This window comes from Streptomyces venetus (assembly GCF_039540295.1).
GTDB lineage: Bacteria > Actinomycetota > Actinomycetes > Streptomycetales > Streptomycetaceae > Streptomyces > Streptomyces venetus.
The window spans coordinates 176,349-198,976 of the sequence record NZ_BAABET010000014.1 but is presented as its reverse complement, the minus strand read 5'-3'; the positions used below and the strand labels follow the sequence as shown (position 1 = coordinate 198,976).

At 73.2% G+C, this 22,628-nt stretch carries 22 protein-coding genes and 1 pseudogene; 10 read left to right on the top strand and 13 right to left on the bottom strand.

The genetic code is table 11. The annotated features are described in order from the left end of the window. The first annotated feature begins 36 nt into the window (after window positions 1-36). The 4 genes from ABEA82_RS35875 to ABEA82_RS35860 all read left to right on the top strand — a co-directional run bounded on the left by ABEA82_RS35875 (window position 37) and on the right by ABEA82_RS35860 (window position 4,650). Window positions 37-909: an acyl-CoA thioesterase gene (locus ABEA82_RS35875; RefSeq protein ID WP_345665936.1), complete on the top strand. Its 873-nt coding sequence runs from the start codon at window positions 37-39 to the stop codon at window positions 907-909. A gap of 207 nt (window positions 910-1,116) precedes the next feature. Continuing rightward, complete coding sequence (locus ABEA82_RS35870) at window positions 1,117-2,502, top strand: phospholipase (protein ID WP_345665935.1); 1,386 nt, start codon at window positions 1,117-1,119, stop codon at window positions 2,500-2,502. Window positions 2,503-2,621: 119 nt separating this feature from the next. Next, entirely contained in the window at window positions 2,622-3,596 is a 975-nt protein-coding gene (locus ABEA82_RS35865) for an alpha/beta hydrolase family protein (RefSeq protein ID WP_345665934.1), read from the top strand. 157 nt (window positions 3,597-3,753) lie between these two features. Beyond that, window positions 3,754-4,650: a DMT family transporter gene (locus ABEA82_RS35860; protein ID WP_345665969.1), complete on the top strand. Its 897-nt coding sequence runs from the start codon at window positions 3,754-3,756 to the stop codon at window positions 4,648-4,650. Between the two features lie 145 nt (window positions 4,651-4,795). On the opposite strand, the gene ABEA82_RS35855 is transcribed toward ABEA82_RS35860, so the two are convergent. The 4 genes from ABEA82_RS35855 to ABEA82_RS35840 form a co-directional block, all read right to left on the bottom strand. Beyond that, on the bottom strand, window positions 4,796-5,581 hold the full coding sequence (locus ABEA82_RS35855) for an Fpg/Nei family DNA glycosylase (RefSeq protein ID WP_345665933.1): 786 nt from the start codon (window positions 5,579-5,581) through the stop codon (window positions 4,796-4,798). 45 nt (window positions 5,582-5,626) lie between these two features. Next, complete coding sequence (locus tag ABEA82_RS35850; protein ID WP_345665932.1) at window positions 5,627-5,821, bottom strand: cupin domain-containing protein; 195 nt, start codon at window positions 5,819-5,821, stop codon at window positions 5,627-5,629. 69 nt (window positions 5,822-5,890) lie between these two features. Next, window positions 5,891-6,778: a DUF6397 family protein gene (locus tag ABEA82_RS35845; protein ID WP_345665931.1), complete on the bottom strand. Its 888-nt coding sequence runs from the start codon at window positions 6,776-6,778 to the stop codon at window positions 5,891-5,893. Window positions 6,779-6,941: 163 nt separating this feature from the next. After that, the gene (locus ABEA82_RS35840) at window positions 6,942-7,355 is read right to left on the bottom strand and encodes a roadblock/LC7 domain-containing protein (RefSeq protein WP_345665930.1); all 414 of its coding nucleotides are present in this window, start codon (window positions 7,353-7,355) and stop codon (window positions 6,942-6,944) included. Between the two features lie 104 nt (window positions 7,356-7,459). Between ABEA82_RS35840 and ABEA82_RS35835 the strand changes: the two genes are divergently transcribed. Next, window positions 7,460-7,888, top strand: a complete 429-nt coding sequence (locus ABEA82_RS35835) for a PPOX class F420-dependent oxidoreductase (protein WP_345665929.1) — start codon at window positions 7,460-7,462, stop codon at window positions 7,886-7,888. A 59-nt stretch (window positions 7,889-7,947) separates the two neighbouring features. Here ABEA82_RS35835 and ABEA82_RS35830 read toward each other — a convergent pair whose 3' ends face one another. The 5 genes from ABEA82_RS35830 to ABEA82_RS35810 all read right to left on the bottom strand — a co-directional run bounded on the left by ABEA82_RS35830 (window position 7,948) and on the right by ABEA82_RS35810 (window position 12,884). Continuing rightward, window positions 7,948-8,553, bottom strand: coding sequence for a GTP-binding protein (locus ABEA82_RS35830; protein WP_003988649.1), 606 nt, complete (start codon window positions 8,551-8,553; stop codon window positions 7,948-7,950). Between the two features lie 100 nt (window positions 8,554-8,653). Next, window positions 8,654-9,064, bottom strand: coding sequence for a DUF742 domain-containing protein (locus ABEA82_RS35825; RefSeq protein WP_345665968.1), 411 nt, complete (start codon window positions 9,062-9,064; stop codon window positions 8,654-8,656). A 22-nt stretch (window positions 9,065-9,086) separates the two neighbouring features. Beyond that, on the bottom strand, window positions 9,087-9,524 hold the full coding sequence (locus ABEA82_RS35820) for a roadblock/LC7 domain-containing protein (RefSeq protein WP_345665928.1): 438 nt from the start codon (window positions 9,522-9,524) through the stop codon (window positions 9,087-9,089). Then, window positions 9,521-12,046 (bottom strand): sensor histidine kinase, encoded by a 2,526-nt coding sequence (locus tag ABEA82_RS35815; protein WP_345665927.1) that lies wholly within the window; start codon window positions 12,044-12,046, stop codon window positions 9,521-9,523. The genes ABEA82_RS35820 and ABEA82_RS35815 overlap by 4 nt, the downstream gene beginning before the upstream one ends. 64 nt (window positions 12,047-12,110) lie before the next feature. Beyond that, entirely contained in the window at window positions 12,111-12,884 is a 774-nt protein-coding gene (locus ABEA82_RS35810; RefSeq protein ID WP_345665926.1) for an MHYT domain-containing protein, read from the bottom strand. Between the two features lie 172 nt (window positions 12,885-13,056). On the opposite strand from ABEA82_RS35810, the gene ABEA82_RS35805 reads away from it, so the two are divergent. Then, window positions 13,057-13,656 (top strand): class I SAM-dependent methyltransferase, encoded by a 600-nt coding sequence (locus ABEA82_RS35805; RefSeq protein WP_345665925.1) that lies wholly within the window; start codon window positions 13,057-13,059, stop codon window positions 13,654-13,656. A 27-nt stretch (window positions 13,657-13,683) separates the two neighbouring features. Here the strand turns inward: ABEA82_RS35805 and ABEA82_RS35800 are convergent, their stop codons facing one another. After that, the gene (locus tag ABEA82_RS35800) at window positions 13,684-14,562 is read right to left on the bottom strand and encodes an oxygenase MpaB family protein (RefSeq protein ID WP_345665924.1); all 879 of its coding nucleotides are present in this window, start codon (window positions 14,560-14,562) and stop codon (window positions 13,684-13,686) included. Between the two features lie 100 nt (window positions 14,563-14,662). On the opposite strand from ABEA82_RS35800, the gene ABEA82_RS35795 reads away from it, so the two are divergent. Both ABEA82_RS35795 and ABEA82_RS35790 read left to right on the top strand, forming a co-directional pair. Next, the gene (locus ABEA82_RS35795; protein WP_039931981.1) at window positions 14,663-14,959 is read left to right on the top strand and encodes a hypothetical protein; all 297 of its coding nucleotides are present in this window, start codon (window positions 14,663-14,665) and stop codon (window positions 14,957-14,959) included. Window positions 14,960-15,093: 134 nt separating this feature from the next. Continuing rightward, complete coding sequence (locus ABEA82_RS35790; RefSeq protein WP_345665923.1) at window positions 15,094-15,951, top strand: hypothetical protein; 858 nt, start codon at window positions 15,094-15,096, stop codon at window positions 15,949-15,951. 89 nt (window positions 15,952-16,040) lie between these two features. Here ABEA82_RS35790 and ABEA82_RS35785 read toward each other — a convergent pair whose 3' ends face one another. Further along, a complete protein-coding gene (locus ABEA82_RS35785) occupies window positions 16,041-16,223 on the bottom strand; it encodes a hypothetical protein (protein WP_003988658.1) in 183 nt (60 codons plus the stop codon). Window positions 16,224-16,515: 292 nt separating this feature from the next. Between ABEA82_RS35785 and ABEA82_RS35780 the strand changes: the two genes are divergently transcribed. Beyond that, on the top strand, window positions 16,516-19,377 hold the full coding sequence (locus ABEA82_RS35780; protein WP_345665967.1) for a DEAD/DEAH box helicase: 2,862 nt from the start codon (window positions 16,516-16,518) through the stop codon (window positions 19,375-19,377). Next, window positions 19,374-20,680, top strand: a pseudogene (locus ABEA82_RS35775) (SWIM zinc finger family protein). The gene ABEA82_RS35780 and the pseudogene ABEA82_RS35775 overlap by 4 nt, the downstream one beginning before the upstream one ends. 182 nt (window positions 20,681-20,862) lie before the next feature. Here the strand turns inward: ABEA82_RS35775 and ABEA82_RS35770 are convergent. Together ABEA82_RS35770 and xylA are read right to left on the bottom strand one after the other, a co-directional pair. Continuing rightward, window positions 20,863-21,213 carry a hypothetical protein gene (locus ABEA82_RS35770; protein ID WP_345665922.1) on the bottom strand — a complete coding sequence of 117 codons (351 nt, stop codon included), beginning with the start codon at window positions 21,211-21,213 and terminating at the stop codon, window positions 20,863-20,865. Between the two features lie 193 nt (window positions 21,214-21,406). Further along, window positions 21,407-22,573, bottom strand: a complete 1,167-nt coding sequence (xylA, locus tag ABEA82_RS35765; RefSeq protein WP_345665921.1) for a xylose isomerase — start codon at window positions 22,571-22,573, stop codon at window positions 21,407-21,409. Between the last annotated feature and the right edge of the window lie 55 nt (window positions 22,574-22,628).

Genomic DNA, 22,628 nt, shown 5'->3' with positions numbered 1-22,628 from the left:
CGGCCGGGCAGCAGCGAGCACAGGAGAATCCCACCCATGACGACGAATCCGGCCGAGAGACTGGTCGACCTGCTCGACCTGGAGCAGATCGAGGTCAACATCTTCCGTGGCCGGAGCCCGGAGGAGTCCCTCCAGCGGGTCTTCGGCGGGCAGGTGGCGGGCCAGGCCCTGGTCGCCGCCGGCCGCACCACGGAGGGCGACCGCCCCGTGCACTCGCTGCACGCGTACTTCCTGCGGCCGGGCATCCCGGGCGTGCCGATCGTCTACCAGGTCGAGCGGGTCCGCGACGGACGGTCGTTCACGACCCGGCGGGTCACGGCCGTGCAGCAGGGCCGCACGATCTTCAATCTGACCGCCTCCTTCCACAAGCCGGAGGAGGGCAGCTTCGAGCACCAGCTGCCGCCCGCCCGCGAGGTTCCGGACCCCGAGTCGCTGCCGACGGTCACGGACGAGATCCGGGAGCATCTGGGCGCGCTGCCCGAGCAGTTGGAGCGCATGGCCCGCCGCCAGCCCTTCGACATCCGCTACGTGGACCGGCTGCGCTGGAGCGCGGACGAGGTCGAGGACGCCGAGCCGCGCAGCGCCGTGTGGATGCGCGCGGTCGGCCCGCTCGGTGACGACCCGCTCGTCCACACCTGTGCCCTCACCTACGCCAGCGACATGACCCTCCTGGACGCCGTCCGCATCCCGGTCGAGCCGCTGTGGGGCCCGCGGGGCTTCGACATGGCGTCGCTGGACCACGCCATGTGGTTCCACCGCCCGTTCCGCGCGGACGACTGGCTGCTGTACGACCAGGAGTCGCCGATCGCGGTCGGCGGGCGCGGCCTGGCCCGGGGCCGGATCTACGACCGTGAGGGCCGGCTGGTCGTGTCGGTGGTGCAGGAAGGGTTGTTCAGAAAGCTGGGCTGACACGAGGCTCCACCGGTGCCACTCGGGGCGGTTTCGGCTGCCTCCCCGGAGCTGGGATTCATACGCATGTCGCATGCATATATGCCGGTTCGATGCTGGACGCCGATCGGCTGTCGCTCGGAAACTCTCGCGTAGCACGTCCGCACCGCGCTCATTGCACCCTCCCGTGCGGAAGGCCCGGGAGACCGGACGACGCGAAGAGGACTCATGCCAAGGATCTCCAGACGTACGGCACTCACCCTGACTGCGAGCGCCCTCACGGCGGTCGCGGTCACGCCGGAGGCGACCGCCGCGGCGGCCGACGCCGTGACACCGGGCCGGCCGGACACGCACTGGCTGAACCCCGTTGTGCGGTGCGACCTGCTCACGCAGGTGACGCCGCGGCACAACTGGCTGGTGACGGCCGTCGCCATCCGGTACGCGGCACCGATCGACACGCGCGGGGGTGTGATCCCGCCCTCCGCGTTCCACGTCACCGTGACCGTGGCCGGGCGGACCACGGCCCGGACGGTGACCCGCGTCTACCCGAACACAGCGGCCGAGGTGGACGACCGGGCCGACCCAGGACGCCCGGGCGACCACCTGATCATCGAGCTGGATCCCGGCGACGCCAACGCGCGGGCCGCCGGGGCGACCGACCCGCTTCCGCTCGACCGGGCCTACGCGGTCAGGCAGGTGGCCGACGTCACGGCGGGCGGCAGCGGCCCGGTGCTCGCCGCGCATCCGTTCACCATCCGCAACGACGGAGTGCGCACCCCCGTGGTGGACGGCTTCAGCGCCGGATCGTTCACCGACTCCACCGGATTCGAGCTGGACTTCCGCCTCCATCAGCCGGCCCGGTACCTGCGGCGCCCCGGGGCGGGCACCCGGTACCCGCTCGTGGTCACGCTGCACGGCGGCGGCGAGGTCGCCGACAACAACATGACCCAGCTCACCGGCAACCGGATCGCGGTCGCCTTCGCCCAGCCTGAACGTCAGCGCAGGAACCCGGCGTTCGTGCTCGCCCCGCAGATCCCCCTGCCCCGCCCCATGGACGGGCCGGACGGCACGGACTGGACCGACACCAAGGTGCAGGGCGCACTGGTCGGACTCATCGACGCGGTTGCGGCCGGGTACCCGGTCGACGCGGACCGGCTCTACCTCGTGGGCCTGTCGTCGGGCGCGCGGGGAATTCTCGACCTGCTCCCGAAACAGCCCCGCAGATACGCCGCGGCCGTCGCCACCGCCGGCTGGGGAGACCCCTCGGTCATGGACAGGATCACGCACGTCCCGCTGTGGACCGACCACTCCGTCGACGACGCCACCGTCCCCTACAAGGACGGGCGCTTCGGCAAACCAGGCACCTGGACGCTGATGAACGCGTTGGAGGACGCCGGCGCCAAGGTCACCCGCGGGGAGTGGGGCAACGACCTGCCCAAGGCGCAGTTCGAGGCCCACTCCCGGGCGCTGCTGCGCCGGGCCCGCCGTACGGGCAGTCATGTGCTGTTCACCAGCTACCCGGCCGGGACGACGCCGGTGAACCCGCACCTCGCCTGGGCGCAGACGTACGAGAACGACGTCCTGATCGACTGGCTCTTCGCCCAGTCGCGCTGACCGATCGATCCGGCGGTGCCGACCGCCTGGTTTCCCGCCTCACCGGAGGTCATTCGATGCTTCCACCCCAGGGTCCCGCCGGCGCCGCACGGTCGTCCGGGTCCAGATCCCGCGTTGCGATGACGCTGACCGCGCCGGCCACCACCATCGCCCTGGTCCTGCTGGCCCTTTTGGTCCCTGCGACGGCCACTGCCGGGTCGCTGTCCCGTGACGAGCGGGACAAGCCCGCCGAAGCCGCCGGCGAGCTGCTGTCGCAGGGCAAGCCCGCGACCGCGTCCTACGGATCCGGCGGCGGCACACCACCTGGAGACGGCGTCCCGGACCCGACGACCGCCTCACTGGAGGCCACGAACGGACCGCTCGCCACCGCCAGGTACACCGTTCCCGACCCGAGCGGATACGGATCCGGCACGGTGACGTACCCGACGACCGGCGGCTCGTACCCGGGCATCGTGCTGATGCCGGGCTATCGAGGGACGCAGCAGAACCTGCAATGGCTCGCACCCCGCCTCGCCTCATGGGGCTTCGTCGTCATCAACGTCGGCACCCACACGCTCACCGACGATCCCGAATCGCGCGGCCGTCAGATCACCGCCGCCGGAAGCCAGTTGCTCGCACTCGGCGACGCCGCCGGAACTCCGATATCCGGGAAGCTCAACGGCACGCTCGGCGCGGTCGGCCACTCGATGGGCGGCGGCGGTGTGATGGCGGCCCTCCGGGACGATCCCCGCTTCCGGGCCGGTGTGCCCACCGCCCCGTACCATCCGGCGGGGAACTTCTCCTCAGTCACCGACCCCACCCTGTTTCTGACCTGCGAGAGCGACCCCGTCGCCAACGGCGACACCTACGCGGTGCCCTGGTACGACTCCATGTCTCGGGCCGAGAAGCTCTACATCGAGGTTCCCGGGGACCATCTCTGCCCCATGACCGGCTACGGCGACAAGGCCAAGCAGGGCAAGTGGATCGTGTCCTTCCTCAGCCGCTGGCTGCGCTCCGACACTCGCTTCGGCCCCTTCCTCTGCGGCACGGAGCGGGACCCCGACAAGAACAACACCTCGCTGGTCACACGCTGGATGGACAGCTGCCCGTTCTGAGCCGGAACGCTTCGAGCGCTGCCAGGCATCGCGATCGCGGTCGGCGGGCCGCAAGCCATCCGCACGCCTGCGATCGCGCTCGTGCCCCGCTGCGGCGACCATGGCAGGAGGAGACACCGCCGGCGTCACACGCCCGCCGATCGGGGAGGTGGACACGCTGCACACCGTGCTCCCCGTCGTCTTCGCGGTCTGCGCGGCCTTCAGCAACGCCGTCGCGACGGTGTTGCAGCGCAAAGCGGCGCTGACCGTGCCGCGCTCCCAGGGGTTCCGGGCCGGACTGATGCTCGACCTGCTGCGCCGGCCCGTCTGGCTGGCCGGCATCCTCGCGGTGATCGGCGCCGCCGTCTGCCAGGCACTGGCGCTGGCGACCGGGCCGCTGACGATCGTGCAGCCCCTGTTCGTGCTGGAGCTGCCGCTCACTCTGATCGTCGCGTCACTGCTGATGCACCGGCGGCTGCCGGGTTCGGGCTGGCTGGCCGTGACGGTGGTGGTGGCCGGGCTGGCGGTCGCGCTGGCCGCCGCCTCCCCCGCCGGCAACCGCACGCATGTGGAGCTGGACCGCTGGATCCCCGCGCTCGCCGTGTGCGCGGGGGCGGTCGCGGGCCTCATCGTCGCGGCTCTGCGGCGTCCGGAGGGCCGCGCCCGGGCCGCCTGCCTGGGTGCCGCGACGGCGATCAGCTACGCGGTGACGGCGGCGCTGATGAAGACGGCCACGCACGTGCTCGACGAACAGGGGCTCGTGGGCTTCTTCACCGCCTGGCAGACGTACGGGTTCGCCCTGACGGGCGTGTGCGCGCTGTTCCTGCTGGAGAACGCGATGCAGGCCGGTCCGCTGGTCGCCTCGCAGCCCGCGCTCACCCTCGGCGACGCCACGGTGAGCCTCGCGCTCGGCATCACCCTGTACGAGGAGAAGATCCGCTCCGGGTGGTGGGTGCTGCCCGAGCTGTTCGGCGTCGCGCTGATCGCGGCGGGCGTGATCGCCCTGGCGCGGATTCCGCTCACGCAGTCGCTTGTGGCGCCGGACGAGGAACGTCAGACGGCGGCAGCGCCCTGAGCCGAGGAGGTCGCCCGCAGGGTGCTCTTCATCGTCACCGAGGTGACCCTCTCCACGGGGAGCGAGTTCGTCGTGGACGGCGGCCTGCTCGCCGGGCCGCCGGCCGTGCTGGATCCCGACGGCTGAACGGGCCGCCGCGGCCGGCTCAGCCGTCCGGCTGGCAGCGCGGGCACCACACCGTGCCCCGGCCCGCCATCCGGGACCGGCGCAGTCCGGTGCCGCAGCGCGGGCACGTCGGGTCGGGGTCGTCACGGTGGCCGGTGAGCCAGGAGTCGCGCGGTGGCACGCACCCGGCGGGGACGGCGGCTCTCAGGGTGCCGCGCATCCGGCCGTACAGGCGACGGAGGTCGGCCTCGGTGAGCTCACACGCCCGGCGGTCGGGGCGCAGCCGGGCGCGCCAGAGGATCTCGTCCGCGAGGAGGTTGCCGAGACCGGCGAGCACCGACTGGTCGGTGAGCGCCGTCTTGAGGCTTCCGCGGCGGGCGGAGAGCACGGCGTCGAACTCCGCGCGGTCGACCGCCAGCGCGTCGGGGCCCTGCCGCCGCAGCAGCCGGTCGATGTCGGAGTCGTCGTGGGCCAGCCAGAGTCCCTGGAGTTTGCGCTGGTCACGGAAGCGCAGCTGACGGCCGCCGCTCAGGGTGAACAGCACGCGGTCGTGCGCCTCGACGGCATCGTCGGGGTGACCGCAGACCAGTCGGCCGGTCATGCCGAAGTGCAGGACGAGCGTGGGGCCGCCGGTCCGGGCGAGCAGCCACTTGCCGTGCCGCTCCGGCGCCCCGAACCGCCGCCCCTCCAGTGCGCTCCGCAGGCCCCGCGCACTGACGTCGTGCAGCACCCCCGCGTCCCGCACGTCGACACGCCGGACGATCCGGCCCCTCGCGCAGGACTCGAACACCTGCCGGAAACCCTCGACGTCGGGCAGCTCTGGCATGACCGTCTCCCGCCTTCGCCTCCGGACGGGGACGCGGCCGGGGCCTCATCGCCGCGTGGGGGTGCGCCGGGCCCGGGAGCGCATGATCAGCGCGGCGGCGTAGCAGACACAGGGCGTATCGCCCGGGTTCACATAGCCGTGTACCGCGTCCGCGGCGATATACGCCGAGTCCCCCGTGCCCAGATCCGTGGCCGTCTCACCGACGGGGATCGTGCGCTGCCGGCCACCGGGTTCCTCCATGACGTCCTGCTCGGCCGCGCGGCGGACCCGGACGGGCGCGGGTTCGGTGAGCAGATATGCGGCACCGTCTCACATCCGCCCGGCCGAGAATCGCCGGCCTCTGCGGCGCAGCCGTCCCAGCAGGCCGGGGGAACCGGTGGGGCCCGGGGACGCGGGCCGGTCGTCGGCCGGTGCCGGGCGTGGGGCCGGGCGCTCCTGTCGGGCCACTTCGATCGTGTGGGCCAAGTCCGTGCGGAACCAGGCCACTTCGTCCGGTTCACCAGCCGTCATGAGTGTCTCGGCGAGCTCGGCGGCGGGTGAGCCGGGCGCCCCGTGCGACGGGAGGCGAGGCCGGCAGCGGTCCAGTTGCGCGAGCTCGTACGGGCCCTGGACCACCTCCGCCACGTCAGCCGGGTCGAGGAGGCAGGCCACGGCTGCCGCCTGGGCCCACGGATCGTCCCCCGCCTGCCGCAGCAGGAACCCGATGTGGCGTCCCCGCCAGTTGCGGGGCCGGCGGTCCAGGCCCGTCTTCAGCGCCGCACGCAACGGTGCCGGCGTGACCCGGCCGGTCAGCAGCCGGGCGTTGCTCTCCTCGGCCGCGAACTGCTTCAGTTCCTCGGCCAGATACAGCCAGACGACGGTCCGGTAGCGGTTCAGGTAGAACGTCACCGGCACGAGCAGGCCGAACCGCGCGAGACTCGTGAACCTCGCGGGCGTCACCCCCATGAGCTCGGCGCCCTCGTTGGTACCGGCGGTCGCGACGCGCTCGCGCAGTCCGCCCGGGAAGCCGTCCTCGGCGCGCAGCCGGTCGATCTCCGCACGGGCGACCCGGCGGCCACCGCCTCCTTCGTCAGGAACGGTGCGGATGAGGCCGAGATGCACCGCCAGGTCGAACTCACTGCGCTTGAGGTCGAGCTCGCGGGCGGCCCGGCCGGGCGCGCAGGCGAGGCGGTCGGTCATCGTGATGGTGTTGGACATGGTCGATCCCCCGTGGAGTCAGCGGCTCGCACCGCGTTCGGTCGCCGCGTTCGGTCACTGCGTTCAGTCGCCGCGTGCGGTCGCCGTGGAAAAACGGTAGCCGCTGCGGCGCACCTCGTGGCGAGCCTGTGGATAACTCCACGGGGGATGATGAAAGAGCAGGTCAGACGTCTGTTCTCGGTTTCTGTTCGGGCTGGCGCGCATCCACGTCGAGGTGCTCGCCGACCCGGTTGACCAGAAGGGTCATCTCGTACGCGATCTGGCCGATGTCGGCCTCGGCGCCGCTGAGGACGCACAGACAGCTGCCCGTGCCGGCCGCGGTGACGAAGAGCACCGCGTCGTCGAACTCGATCATCGTCTGGCGTACGCTGCCCGCGCCGAAGTGCCGTCCCGAGCCCTTGGCCAGGCTGTGCAGTCCGGACGACACGGCCGCGAGGTGCTCGGCGTCCTCGCGGCGCAGTCCCGTGCTCGCCCCTGTCACCAGGCCGTCGTTGGACAGGACCAGTGCGTGCCGCACCTCGTGGACGCGCTCGGTCAGGTCGTCCAGCAGCCAGTCCAGTCCCTGGTTCTGCGCCATGTTCCGATCTCCCCGTTTTCTCCCCGTGCGATTCTCCTCCTGGCCGGAGGATCTCCACGCCAGCCTTCCCCACGACCGCGGCCGGGGCAAGGAGGATGGGAGCCATGGCAGAGAAGATGACCGATGCGCAATGGCGGGAGTTCGTCATGTACGGCACCCGCACCGGAAAGCTCTCGACGGTACGGGCCGACGGGAGCCCGCACGTGGCCCCGATCTGGTTCCTGCTGGACGGCGACGAGGTGGTGTTCAACACCGGCGAGCGCAGCGTGAAGGGACGCAATCTGGCCCGTGACGGCCGGGTCGCCCTGTGCGTGGACGACGACCGACCGCCGTACTCGTTCGTGGTGCTGCGGGGCCGTGCCCGCCTCGTGAAGGACCTCGACGAGGTACGGCACTGGGCCACCCGGATCGCCGCCCGGTACATGGGCGAGGAGCGCGCCGAGGAGTTCGGCGCCCGCAACGCTGTCCCGGGCGAACTCCTCGTCCGCGTCACGATCGACAAGGTCCTGGCGGAGCGGGACCTCGCGGACTGAGCGGGCGACCGGGCGACCGGGCGACCGGGCGATCCGAGAAATCCGAGGGGTCCGAGGGATCATCCCACCGAGTCGAGGAGCCGGGCGGTGTGCATCCGCCCGGCGTACTCGACCAGCCGGATCAGCACCTCCTTCCCCGAGTCGCGGTCCCGGGCGTCGCACAGCACCACGGGTGTGCCCCGGTCGAGGTCGAGGGCGCGCGAGACGTCCGGGGCGCCGTGGTGCCGGGCACCTGCGAAGCAGTTGACGGCCACCACGAACGGGATGCGCCGGTGCTCGAAGTAGTCGACCGCGGGGAAGCAGTCCTCCAGCCGGCGGGTGTCCGCGAGGACCACCGCCCCGAGCGCCCCTTGCGCCAGTTCGTCCCACAGGAACCAGAACCGGTCCTGGCCCGGCGTGCCGAACAGGTACAGGGAGAGGCCGGACCGGATGGTGATGCGCCCGAAGTCCATGGCGACGGTCGTGGTGGTCTTCTGGTCCACGCCGTCGGTGTCGTCCACCGACTGGCCTGCTTCGCTGAGCAGTTCCTCGGTGCGCAGCGGCCGGATCTCGCTGACGGCGCCCACCAGGGTGGTCTTGCCCACGCCGAATCCGCCGGCGACCAGTATCTTCAACGCCAGTGCGGCGCTCTCGCCGTCGGTGGCGTCGGAGTGCTCGGAGACCATTGATCACTTCTCTCGGGAGTACCGGCTACGGGTGGTGTGAGCAGGCAGGTGGGTGGGTGGGTGGTGTGCGGTCGTCCGCAGCGCTGTCCGTCTGGCGCGCCTACAGCGCTCTCAGTCCTTCGATCACCTCGCGCAGAATGCGTTCGTCGGGCAGCTGGGCCGGCGGTACGGGGCGGCTGACGGTGACGAAGCCGAGTTCCAGGAGGTCGCCGAGGAGGACCCTGACCACGCCCACGGGCAGGTCCGCCCCCGCGGCGAGTTCGGCGACCGACTGCGTCTCCGTCCGGCACAGGTCGAGGAGGTTCCGGTGCTCCGGGCCGAGCGGGGCGTCGTCCACGCCGGGTGCCCCGGGGTCCAGGGTGACCAGGGCGATCAGGTCGAACCGCACGCCGGTGGGCCCGGACCGGGTGCGTCCGCCCGTCATGGCGTAGGGGCGGACGAGAGGGCCGGCCTCGTGGTCGTACCACTGGCTGCTCCGCTCGTGCGGGGCTCCCGTCATGTCCTCGGTCATCTGCACCGACCGCTCTCCCGGTTCATCCGGCGGCGGGTGGCCGCGCGCCCACGCGCGGTGCCGTGCCGAGGTGCTCGCCGACGCGCTTGACCAGGCGGGCCATCTCATAGGCCACGAGGCCGATGTCGGCGGTCACGGCGGTGAGGAGGGCGAGGCAGGAACCGTCGCCCGCGGCGGCCACGAACAGGAAGCCTTCGTCCATCTCGACCATGGTCTGGCGGACCCCGCCGGCACCGAAGTGCCGCCCCGCCCCCTTGGCGAGGCTGTTGAAGCCCGAGGCGACCGCGGCCAGGTGTTCGGCGTCCTCGCGGCGGAGGCCGGACGAGGCGCCCACGGCCAGGCCGTCGTTGGACAGCACCACGGCGTGCCGGACCTCGCTCACGCGGAGCACCAGATCGTCCAGCAGCCAGTCGAGTTCGCCGGAGCGCCGGGCGGAGTGTGTGCTCGGATCCTGGATCATGCGGGGTCTCCTTCGCTGCTGTCGCTGCCCGTGGCGGGGCCGGGAGTGGTGCCGCGGCCGGGTCGCCTGCCGCCGCCGCGTGCCCAGCCGTCGCGGTACGCCGCCATGCGGTCGCGTACGAGTTCGGGCGTGCGTTGGTCGTCCCGGGGCGCGGGCGGTGACGGTTCCTCGGCGCGTTCGTCGCGCAGTTGGGGGGCGAGACTGGCCTGCCGTACGCGACGCGGGAGGTCTTCGGAGCCCTCCGGCTGCTCCTGGGGCCGGTGCAGTCGCAAGGTGGCGACTCCTGGGGGTGCGGTGTGGCTCGGGGTGTCGGCGGCTGCCGGTACCGGGGCCACCAGAGCGCGCCGGCCGGGGGGTGGGGTGACGACGTCCGGGACGGTGTCCTGGTGCGGGGCGGCGTCGGGCACGCGTGCGTGGGCGCGTTCCTCGGACTCCCGCACGGGGGCCGCCGCACCGGGGGAACGTTCGACCGCCCCGGTGGGCAGCAGGGCGGTGGGCAGCAGGACGACCGCGGTGGTGCCGCCGTAGGGCGAGGTCCTCAGGTGGACCTTGATGTCGTGCCGGGCGGCGAGCCTGCTGACCACGAACAGTCCGAGCCGGTCGCTGTCGAACAGGTCGAGCGCCTCGGACTGGGCGATCCGGCGGTTGGCCTCGGCGAGGGTCTCCTCGCCCATGCCGAGGCCGCGGTCCTCCACCTCGACCGCGTAGCCGTTGCCCACGGGTTCGCCGGTGACGCGCACGCGCGTGTGGGGCGGCGAGAACTGGGCGGCGTTCTCGATGATCTCGGCCAGCAGGTGCGTGAGGTCGGCGACGGCCGCGCCGGCGACGGCCGCCTCGGGGAGTTGCCGTACCTCCACGCGCGCGTAGTCCTCGACTTCGGAGACGGCCGCGCGGACCACGTCGGTCAGGGAGACGGGCGTGCGCCAGGCCCGGCCGGGGGCCGCTCCGGAGAGGATGATCAGGCTCTCCGCGTGGCGCCGCATGCGGGTGGTGAGGTGGTCGAGGCGGAAGAGGTCGCTGAGTTCGTCGGGGTCGTCGGAGCGGCGTTCCATGCTGTCGAGGAGGCTGAGCTGGCGGTGGACGAGGATCTGGCTGCGCCGGGCGAGGTTGACGAAGACTCCGGAGATGCCGCTGGCCAGTTCGGCGCGTTCCACGGCGGCTCGCAGCGCGGCGCGGTGGACCGTGCCGAGGGCCTCGGCGACCTGCCCGGTCTCGTCCTCCGCGGGTGGTCCCGGTGGGGCCTCCGCGCGGACATCGATCTCCTCGCCCGCGCGCAGTCTCCGCATGGCCTCGGGGAGTTTGCGCCGGGCGATCTCCAGGGCGTCGTTGCGCAGACTCACCAGCTCCACGACGAGGCCGCGGCCGATGCGTACGGAGATGACGAGTGAGGCGGCGACGGCGGCGAGGCCGAGCAGGACGGCCGCGCCGGCCGGGGTGAGCAGCCCCCGGGTGAACGGGTCGGCCCGCCGCGCGACACCGCGTCCCGCGTCGTCCTCGATGCCGCGCATACCGTCCCGCACGCGCGCGTGGGCTGTGTTCCAGGTGCCCTCGGGTGCCGCCTGGAGCGCCTTGGTGCCCGGTCCGCCGGTGAGGATTCTGTCCTCGGCGTCGCCCAGCCCGGCGTAGGCGCTGCTGCCGGAGAGGGCGTCCCATGCGGAGCGTTCGGTGCCGCGGAGGTCCGCGACCGACGTCTCGGTGAGGGTGCGGCGCAGCTCGACGGCGCCGGTGAAGAGCCGAAGCCGCTCCCCGGTCAGCGTGCCGTACAGCCGGGCGCTCGCCAGGACCGCGTCCTCCTGGGCCAACGCCTCGCCCGCGCGGGAGAATTCGAGCAGCACGCGCGCGTCGGAGCCGAGGTCGGCGTCCTGGATGCCGGTGAGGGCGCCGCCGACGCCGAAAGCCGCCGCGATGGTGCGGGTGTAGCGGCTGTACGTCTCGGCCCAGTCGGCGTGCCCGTGCCGCACCGCGGTCCGCAGCGGGCGCAGTTGCTCGGCACCCGCGACGAACGCCTCCAGCCGGCGGGCGACTCCGGCGGGCAGTTCCTCGCTGTCGGCGACGGTGTTGTCCTCGCCGAGCCGCAGGGCGGCGACGGCCCGGTCGGTGCGCCGGGCGAGTTCGTCCAGCTCGTCGGTCCGTACGGCGGACGGATCGGTGGCGTGGCGTACGGCGGCCGCGCGTTCGGCCTGGAGGGCGGCGACCGCGGCGGAGACGGGGGCGCGGACCAGGGCGTCCACCCGCTGGACCTGTCGCAGCCGGGAGACGTCCTGGGCGGTGGTGACGGTGGCGTAGGCCCACAGCGCCAGGAGGGAGACGACCGGCACCATCAGCAGACAGACGATCTTGGCGCGCACGGTTCGGGGGCGTACGTGCCAGCGCTCCGCGCGCGTGGACGCCCCGTCCGGTGCGGTGTCCGAGGACGCCTCGGGTCCCTCGTCGGCCGGTGGTCCGGCGTGCGCGCGGCGCCCGCGCGCGGGTGGGGGCGGCGCCTGGGCGCCGGTTGTGGGGGTCCTACGGGGTGTACGCATGGACTCCTCGCTCGGAAGTGGTTCGGGGGCGTGCCACCCCGGATTCAGTGCGTGCCGCCCCGGATCAGGGCGTGGCGCGCTCGACCGGTCGCTGGGCGGAGGCGGATGCCTCGCGCTCCCCTGCCGTCGGCGACAGCGCGACGAAGGCCGAGGTCAGGAAGAGGTAGGACCCGAGGCCCACGGCGAGGGGGAAGATGAACTGCATCGCCGTGGCCCCGGGCAGCGCCTCCCCGGAGGGCGTCACGCGCACGCCCACCGCGAACATGCCGGTGTAGTGCATGCTGCTGACGGCCGCGCCCATGATCAGGGAGGCGATGGTGACCGCGACCGGGGACTTGATGTTGAGCGCCGCCCACAGGGCCGCCGTCGCGGCGACGACGGCGATCAGGACGGAGAGCCCGACGAGCACCGGGTCGTAGGTCACGTCCCCGTGCAGGCGGACGGCCGCCATGCCGAGGTAGTGCATGCTGGCCACGCCGACGCCGGTGGTGAGCCCGCCGAGGAACAGGGCCCGGCCGCGGTCCCGGCCGTAGCCGACGGCGAAGACGCCGGCGCAGACCACGACCATGGCGACGAGCAGGCTCAGGAGGGTGAGCGGCACGTCGTAGCGGATGTCGGTGCCGGTCACGCGGAAACCGAGCATGGCCACGAAGTGCATGGTCCAGATGCCGGTGCCGATCGCCGAGGCGGCGGTGACGAGCCAGTTGCGGCGCGAGCGCCCGGTGGCGGCGAGCGCGCGGACGGTGCAGCGCAGCCCCAGGGCGGCGCCGATGCAGGCCATCACGTACGAGAGCGCGGGGGTCAGCCACCCCAGGGCTGCGTGGTCCAGGTGTCCCATGGCCCCGGGACGCTAGACCCGCCATGGGCGCATGAAGGGGGCGCATTTCGAAAGGTGTTGGAATATGACACAAGGACACACCGGAACGATCGGGTCACGCTCGAACGTGTGCGCTGAGACGTCATCCGTGCCGGTGAGGCGTCATCCGGGCCGGTGCGGAATCATGCCGTACATGAGCGACGACCAGACGCGTGTCCAGGAGTTCTTCACATCCCGCGCCGCCGACTGGGACAGCCGGTTCCCGGACGACGGCCCGGCCTACGCGGCCGCGGTCGCGGAGCTCGGGCTGCGTGCGGGCGACCGTGTGCTCGACGCGGGGTGCGGCACCGGACGCGCCCTGCCGCCGCTGCGTGCCGCCGTGGGGCCCTCGGGCATGGTGGTGGGGGCCGATCTGACGCCGGCCATGCTGCGGGAGGCCGTCCGGGCGGGGCGGGACCGTGACGGGGCCCTGCTGCTCACGGACGTCGCCGCGCTGCCCGTGCGCTCGGGGTCGCTGGACGCCGTGTTCGGAGCGGGCCTGATCTCGCATCTGCCGAGTCCGGCCGGGAACCTGCGGGAACTGGCCCGCGTGGTGCGTCCCGGTGGGGTGCTGGCCCTGTTCCACCCGATCGGCAGAGCGGCCCTGGCCGCACGGCACGGCCGCGCGCTCACCCCGGACGACCTGCGCGCCGAGCCCAACCTCCGTCCGCTGCTGGCCCGTTCCGGGTGGCGCATGACCTCGTACGTCGACGAGGACACCCGCTTCCTCGCGCTCGCCGTCCGCGAGGGCTGAGCCGCCCCCGAGAGGGGGCTCCCCCCTCTAGACGTCACGCACGGGACAGCCGCGGACACCCGGCACCGGGCGTGTGCCCAGGTCGGCGAGCCGGTAGCCGTACGGATAGCCCTTGATCTCCCAGTTCTGGCGGGCGAAGTGCGGGGCCCGCCGGGGCGGCAGCAGACGGACGGCGCGGCCCCGCAGCCGTACCGCGCGCCGCACCCACGCGCGCGTGGCGGCACTCGGCGGCGGGTAGCGGAAAGCCCGCAGCAGCGAGTCGTCGAGCAGCGCCAGGATCGCGGTCCGCAGCACGGGGGCGAGCGGGCGCGGGTACCAGGAGGCCATCAGGTCGAGCGTGGCGTCCGAGACCCGCCGGGCGTCCTCGTCCCAGGCGAAGTGGGCCGCCTCGTAGGCGTCGAGGTACGCCTCGAACGCCTCGTAGGTCTCGGGGATGTCCTTGATGCCCATGTGCCGGCCCAGCGTGCGGTAGTGGACGGCACTGGCGACGATCTCGTGGCGCGACATCCGGCGCCAGCCGTAGGCGTCGATCCACCGTTTGGGCATCACGACGAACGTGCAGAGCACGTAGCGCATGTCGTCGTCATCGATGTCGTAACCGCGGTGCATCTGGTTGATGCGCCGGATCGCGGTCGTCGCCTCGTCACTGCCGAAGCCGTGCTCGACGATGGCGTCCAGGAGCAGCGCGGTGTCGTCGTAGCGCTTCTGCGTCCGGTCCGTGAGCTCCGCCGTTTCGGCCAGCAGCCGGCCGATGGCCGGGACGGCGTACGTGCGGTAGAGAGCCAGCTCCAGGGCGCGGGTGAAGTCCCAGGGGAACTCGTAGGCCAGGCTCAGCCGGTAGATCTCCGTGGCGTCCCGGTGTGGGTCCATCCGCCGGATTTGTTCCAGCCGTGCGAAGCGCTTCACCGGGCACTCCCCCTTCTGTCACCGGACCTCCAACTTTACGTTGGTGACAGGGAGACGACCGGCGAGGCGGAACAATCGCCCAGGGGGAAGGTGGTTCGGCATGTGGAGCAGGGTCCGGAAGGCCGGGGTCACGGTCGCTCATGCCTGGCGCACGGAGACCAAGACCGACGAGGACAAACGTCCGCACAATCTTTTCGAGGCTGCCGCCACGTATGTGGCGGCGGGCGCGGAGGACGACCTGGACCGGGCCGACGAGGCGGCCGGCTGGGTGTCGCCGGAGGCCCTGTCGTTCGGGGTGAACGAGCTGGCCTGCCGGGCCGTCATCGCGCTGGCGCGGGAACGCGGCGAGTCACCGCGGACCGTGGCGCGTGAGCTGTTGGGACTGCCGGCGGCGTGACGCGCCGCGGCCCGGCGGCCGATTCGCCCCGTCCGCCGGAAAACTGCAGCTCCGAGCGCGCTTCCGAGGCCGTGACAAGCGGCTTCCGCGCGCACTAGGGTGCGCCGTTGGACGAAACCGATGGGGAGGCTGGGATGGCCGGGACGGACGAGGATGCCGTCGCCGCCGCGGACGACGCGCTCTATGTGCTCACGGCGGTGCTGCTGACGCCGGCGAAGTTCCCGAGCGTGCTGGGCGACGACTATCCGGAGGCGTGCGCGGCGCTCGGCCTCGCGCCGCTCGCCGACGGGTACGGGCTGGTGCTCGGCCAGGACGGCGAGGGTGCTCGCTGGACGGTGGTCATCGACGACGTCTCCCTGGTGGCCGTCGCCATCGCCTCCTGGGACTGCGGCATGGAGTACGAGCTGTCGCCGGACGAGCGCACCGTCGTCGCGGCCCTGCCCGGCTGGCCGCTCGCGGTCGCCGTCGCCGCGCCCGGAGTGCCCGCGCCGCACGACCCCGGCCCGGAGGCCGACGACCGGCCTCCGCTGGCTCCGCCGGACACCAGTACCTGGGGGCCGGCGCAGCGGCGGCTGGGCGCCGACGAGATCGCGCTGCAATGGGCGATGTGGCGGGACCAGGTCGACGACTCGGCCTTTCCCACGCCGGGGTCACCGGACGCGTCGGGCGGCACGGACGAGGCGGCCGACCGGCCGGAAGGGGGCGGGGAGAAAGCGCAGCCTCGCCACACCGGCATCCGGCGGGTCCTCGCGGAGGCCCACACCTACGTCGACTCGCCGCCGCCGCTGGGGCGGGTCCGGTCGTCGTTCGCGCCGGGTGACGCACGGACCCTGCGGGCCGACGGTCCCGGCTGGTCGCTCGTGGCCAGGACCGACGACATCGCCTTCGTGCTGCTCGACGAGGAACCCGGCGAGGTCCTGCCGGTGGGCCGGGGGCCGGAGCTGCCGGGTCTCCTCCAGGCCCTCGACAACATAGCCGTACGGCCGAACTGACGATCCCGGCCGAGCCGACGATCCCCCGACCGAGCCGACGATCCCCCGGCCGAGCCGACGACCCCTTCAGGACCGGCGGCCACGGCCGGTCAGCGGCCGATTTCCTTGCGGGTCACGCGGCGCAGCCTGCGCCGCTGCGACGGGTCCAGCGTGAGATACGCGGCGGCCGGGACTCCCAGGATGATCAGGAGCGATGCCCACCAGGGCAGCCAGATCAACAGGATGAGTCCGGCCGCCACACCGCCTGCGGCGATCTTGGCGTTCTTGGACATGTCTGTCGCCTCCTTCGCGGCCACTGCCGCTCTCTGTCTCGAGAACGGGCCCGCGCTTGCGGCGGTTCCGGACCGCGACCCTGAGACATCCCTGAGGTGCCCCCCTACGCACCCCTGACTCCTTCATGGTGACTCAGCTCACAGCCAACGCATACCTGCAGATTCCGGAAGGTGCTGTACCCTCGGCGACTCCGACTCACTAGTCAAACTTGAGGAATTAGCCATAACCGAGCATCCGACTCCCCCGGCACCCTCCTCCACGCTCTCCCCGGCATCCTTCGCATCCTCCGAACTGGCCGACTGCCGCGCCGTCTTCCTCCCCGGCGACCCGGCCCGCACCGGCAGCGTCGCCTTCTGGCGGCCGGACGGCGCGGCCCCACCGGTCGTGCCCTCGGCGTCCGTCGCCGAAGCGCCCATCGCCGACCTGACCGTCGCCGACCTCACCGTCGCCGTCCCCGGCGTCCACGGAGTCGATCCGCAGCCTGTGCGCGCCGTCCTGTTGCCGCTGAGCGGGGCCCTGCCGGTCCTCGTACGCACGCGTGCCGGCGCGTCGGGGCACCGCGCCACCCGGTTCTGGGGCGCGGCGGCCGTGCACGCCCTGCACCTGGTGGCGCGCGGGCTGCTGCTGCCGGGGCTCTCCCCGGGCGACCACGACGCCTGGCGCGCCGGCCCGCTGCGCGCCGAGGACGTCGAGGCGGTACGCCGGCTGGCCGCCGCGATGCCGCCCGAGGCGCACGCCGTACCGTTGCCGGGCGGCGGTCCGCTGCGGCTGCCCGACCCGGAGCAGCTCCTGCGCGCCTTCCTCGACGCGGTCGCCGACACCCTGCCCCGCTCCCCCGCCGCGCCACTGGTGACCGGCGGTGCCGCCTACGCGTCGCCCGATCCGGTGCACCTGCCGGAGCAGCGCGCGTGGGCCGCCGACGTCGCCGCGGGCCACGACGCGGGGGTCCGGCTGTCGCTGCGGATCGAGGCGGACGGCCTGACGGACGTGGCGGCCGGGGGCGGGACCGCCGGGGACGCGGACGTGACGTTCCGGGCCGTGCTCCAGGTGCACAGCGTGAGCGACGCCGCGCTCGTCGCGGACGCCGCGGACGTCTGGGCCGGTACCGGGGGCGAGGCCTTCGGCCCCCGCGCGCGGATGGACGCCCTGCTCGCCCTGCGCCGCGCGGCCCGGGCCTGGACCGCGCTCACGCCGCTGCTGTCGGCCACCGTGCCGGACGCGGTCGAGCTGGCCGACGAGGACGTCACCGAGCTGCTCGGCACGGGCGCCCGGGCGCTGGCGGCGGCCGGTGTGGAGGTGCACTGGCCGAAGGGACTGACCCGGGAGCTGACCACGCGCGCGGAGGTGGGCCCCTCCGACGAGGAGCCGGAGTCCGGCACGGGTTCCGCCGCCCTGCCCTCGTTCCTGTCCGCCGACGCGCTGCTGGCCTTCAACTGGTCGTTCGCGCTGGGCGACCGGCGGCTGAGCCGCGCGGAACTGGACCGACTCGCCGAGGCGAACCGCCCCGTGGTGCGGCTGCGCGACCAGTGGGTCCTGGTCGACCCCCGGGAAGTACGCCGGGCCCGCGCCCGGCAGGACCACAAGGTCACACCGATCGACGCGCTGGGCGCGGCCCTGACGGGCTGGACCGAGGTGGACGGCCGGCGGGTCGAGGTACGGCCCACCGGGTGGCTGGCGGCCCTGCGGGAGCGGCTCACGGATCCGGAGGCGCAGCGGCCCGTCGAGCAGCCGACCGCGCTCGCCGCCACGCTGCGGGACTACCAGCGGCGGGGCCTGAACTGGCTCTCCGGTATGACGTCGCTGGGCCTCGGCTGCTGCCTCGCCGACGACATGGGGCTCGGCAAGACGATCACGCTGATCGCCCTGCACCTGCACCGGCAGACCGACACCGGGACCGTCGGGCCCACCCTGGTGGTCTGCCCGACGTCCCTGATGGGCAACTGGCAACGGGAGATCGAGCGGTTCGCGCCCGGCACCCCCGTGCGGCGCTTCCACGGCCCACGGCGGAGTCTGGACGGCCTGGCCGACGGGGAGTTCGTGCTCACCACGTACGGCACGATGCGCCTGGACGCGCCCCGGCTCACCGAGGTGCCCTGGGGCATGCTCGTGGCGGACGAGGCCCAGCACGTGAAGAACCCGCACTCCTCGACCGCGCGGGCGCTGCGGACCATCGGGGCACGCGCGCGCGTGGCGCTCACCGGCACCCCGGTGGAGAACAACCTGTCGGAGCTGTGGGCCATTCTCGACTGGGCGACCCCGGGGCTGCTGGGCAGGCTCGGCACCTTCCGCCGGCGGTACGCGGAGGCCGTCGAGGGCGGGCAGGACCCGGGCGCCGCGGACCGCCTGGCCCGGCTCGTACGGCCGTTCCTGCTCCGTCGCCGCAAGTCGGACCCGGGGATCGCGCCCGAGTTGCCGCCGAAGACGGAGACCGATCACGCCGTGTCGCTCACCCAGGAGCAGGCGGGGCTGTACGAGGCCGTGGTGCGCGAGGCACTGGCGGAGATCTCCGGCGCCGGCAGCATGGCGCGTCGGGGACTGATCGTGAAGCTGCTGACCGGCCTCAAGCAGATCTGCAACCATCCGGCGCAGTACCTCAAGGAGGAGCGGCCGGTGATCGCCGGACGCTCGGGGAAGCTGGAGCTGCTGGACGAGCTGCTCGACACGATCCTCGCCGAGGAGGCGGGCGTCCTGGTGTTCACGCAGTACGTGCGGATGGCCCGCCTCCTGGAACGGCACCTGGCCGCGCGCGGCGCGCCCTCGCAGTTCCTGCACGGCGGGACGCCCGTCGCCGAGCGCGAGGCCATGGTGCGGCGCTTCCAGGACGGCGAAGTGCCCGTGTTCCTGCTGTCGTTGAAGGCGGCGGGCACCGGCCTGAACCTCACCCGGGCCGAGCACGTCGTGCACTACGACCGCTGGTGGAACCCGGCGGTCGAGGCGCAGGCGACCGACCGCGCGTACCGCATCGGCCAGACCAGGCCCGTCCAGGTGCACCGGATCGTCGCCGAGGGCACCATCGAGGACCGCATCGCCGAACTGCTCACCCGCAAGCGGGCGCTGGCGGACGCGGTCCTGGGCTCGGGTGAGGCCGCCCTCACGGAGCTGACGGACGCGGAACTGGCGGACCTGGTCGAACTGCGAGGGGGCCTGCGATGACTCGGCACGACGATGACACGGAGCGCACGTTCGCCGCGCTGCCGCCCGCGCACGGACGCGGGTTCGCGCAGACCTGGTGGGGCCAGGTCTGGCTGAAGGCGCTGGAGGACACGGCACTGGACTCGGCGCAGCTCAAGGCGGGCCGCCGGCTCGCGCGCGCCGGAGCGGTCGGGGCGGTGTCGGTACGTCCGGGCCGGCTCACGGCCGTCGTCCATGATCAGGACGGTACGGCGCACCGGGCCGACGTCCTGCTGGAGACGCTCTCGCCCGGGCAGTGGGACCGCCTGCTGGACATGACGGTGGAGCGGGCCGGTCATGTGGCGGCCCTGCTGGACCGGGAGATGCCCCCGCACCTGGTCGAGGACGCTGCGGCCGAGGGCGTCGAACTGCTGCCGGGCCTGGGCGATCTGGAGCCGGAGTGCGACTGCGGAACCTGGGACCACTGCGGGCACACGGCGGCGCTCTGCTACCAGCTGGCCCGGCTGCTGGACCAGGACCCGTTCGTCCTGCTGCTGATGCGGGGGCGCGCCGAGACGGACGTGCTGGCCGACATCCAGTCGCGCAGCGGAGCACGCGCCTCGGGTTCCTCCGCGCCGGAAGGGGTGGACGCGGCCGAGGCGTATGCGGCCGGTGACATCCTGCCCCCGCTGCCGGCGCTGCCGGAACTCCCCGACGAGCCCGGTGCACCGCCGTCCCTGGACACCGAGACGCCGCCCGCTCCGGGTGTCGACCCGGCGGCGCTGGAGTTCCTGGCCGCCCGGACCGCCGCACGGGCCCACCGGATGCTCGCGGAGGTGGCCCGGGGTGTCTTCGGCCCGTAGCCGGCCCGGAGCAAGCCGTCGCACAGGACGCGGTGCGGCTGGCCGCGGGCGATCCCGACCGCGATGTGACGGACCGGCTCGCCGCCGGATCGGGACGCGGCCGGGCCGGGCTGGCAATCGCCGTACGCGCCTGGCGGTACGGCGGTGCGGACGCGCTGTCCGTCCTCGACGAGGAGTGGCGGGTCGAGGGCGGAGCACTCGCACGCGCGCGTGCCGCCCTGGAGTCGGCCTGGGACGCGGACGAGCGGCCACCGCTGCGGGCGCGGGGCAACCGCTGGACGGTCGTCGGCGCGCCGGTCCAGCTGCGCCTCGGCCGGGACGGCCGGTGGTGGCCGTACCGCCAGGAACGCGGCCGCTGGGCGCCCGCGGGAGGCGCCGCACAGGACCCGGCCACCGCGCTGGCGGCGGCGGAGCTCGCCGCCGGGGAGGGAGCCGCGCCGTGCTCAGGTCGCAGGCGCCCGGTGGCCGGGCCTGGCTGCTGACCTGGGACCAGGCGCACGACACACTGGCGTTCTACCGCCGCGCCGCTGGTGGGAGCCCGAGCCGCTGCCGGGCGAGGCGACGGACGTCGTGGTGTTCGTCGATCCTGACCGTGTCCGTCGAGCCTGACGTGTTCGTCGATCCTGACCGGACCCGCGACGGGTCCGGCTCCGGAGCGGCGGTGTCAGGGCAGTAGCGCGCCGGGGTCCAGGGACGGCAGAAGCGATTCGAGGTCGCTCGGCAACCGGCTCGGGAGGTCCGACGGCAACCGGCTGGGCAGTTGACTCGGCAACGCGGAAGGCAACTCGGAGGGCAGCCCGGTGGGCAGCTCGACCGGGATGCTGAACGACGGACCGGGACTGCCGCTCGTGCTCTCGGCGGGCGATTGCCGGTCCGGTGAGTCGTCGCGTCCGGAGGCCATCAGCACCACGACGGACACGGCCGCGACGGCCACGAGCAGGACGAGCAGGACGAACAGCGGGTTCCGGCGCCGGTGCGGACCGGGCGGCTGAGGCGGTACGGGCGGCATGGCCATACCGACCAGAGTCGCCGCGCACCGGTCAGGGCACGAGGGGCGCACGGAAGCCGATACGGACTCATGGCATGGATCGCATGATTCCGGTGCACTGCGGACCCGTCGGCCGGTCACACCCGCGACCGGCCGACGGGTCCGCACGCACGCGTGGAGGCGCCCCGAACCCCGGAACGGCCCCCACGCGCGCGTGAGCTCAGCCACGCGCCCCCAGCAGGTGGTCCATCGCCAGCTGGTCCAGCCGCTCGAAGGCCATGCCGCGGGCGGCGGCCGCGTCGACGTCGAAGGCCTCGAAGGCCGACCGGTCGGCGAGCAGGGCCTGGAGGCCGTCCGCGGCGGTGGGCTGGGCGAGTTCGTCCAGGCGGGACGCGCGCAGCGCCTCCTGGACCTCCGGGTCGGCACGGAAGGCGGCGGCGCGCTCCTTGAGGATGAGGTAGTTGCGCATGCAGCCGGCCGCCGAGGCCCACACCCCGTCGAGGTCCTCGGTCCGCGGCGGCTTGAAGTCGAAGTGCCGCGGGCCGGTGTAGCCGCCCGACTCCAGCAGGTCGACCAGCCAGAACGCGGCCCGCAGGTCTCCGGCGCCGAACCGCAGGTCCTGGTCGTACTTGATGCCGGACTGGCCGTTGAGGTCGATGTGGAACAGCTTGCCCGCCCACAGTGCCTGCGCGATGCCGTGCGGGAAGTTCAGCCCGGCCATCTGCTCGTGCCCCACCTCGGGGTTGACGCCGTACAGCTCCGGCCGCTCCAGGCGCTCGATGAACGCCAGGGCGTGGCCGACGGTCGGCAGCAGGATGTCGCCGCGCGGCTCGTTCGGCTTGGGCTCGATGGCGAAGCGCAGGTCGTAGCCCTGGGAGGTGACGTACTCACCGAGCAGGTCGAAGGCCTCCTTCATCCGGTCCAGGGCGGCGCGGACGTCCTTGGCGGCTCCGGACTCGGCGCCCTCGCGGCCGCCCCAGGCCACGTACACCTGGGCGCCGAGCTCGACGGCGAGGTCGATGTTGCGGATGGTCTTGCGCAGCGCGTAGCGGCGCACGTCGCGGTCGTTGGCGGTGAACGCGCCGTCCTTGAAGACCGGGTGCGTGAAGAGGTTGGTGGTGGCCATCGGGACCTTCATGCCCGTGGCGTCCAGCGCCTGCCGGAAGCGCTTGATGTGGGCCTCGCGCTCGGTGTCGCTCGAGCCGAACGGGATCAGGTCGTCGTCGTGGAAGGTGACGCCGTGGGCGCCCAGCTCGGCCAGGCGCCGCACTGTCTCGGCCGGGTCGAGGGCACGCCGCGTGGCGTCGCCGAAGGGGTCGCGCCCCTGCCAGCCGACGGTCCACAGGCCGAAGGTGAACCTGTCCTCGGGGGTGGGCTGGAAGCTCATGCCGCGGCTCCTTGCTCGCTGGGGCTATTTCGTCATGCCGATTTACAAATTAGTA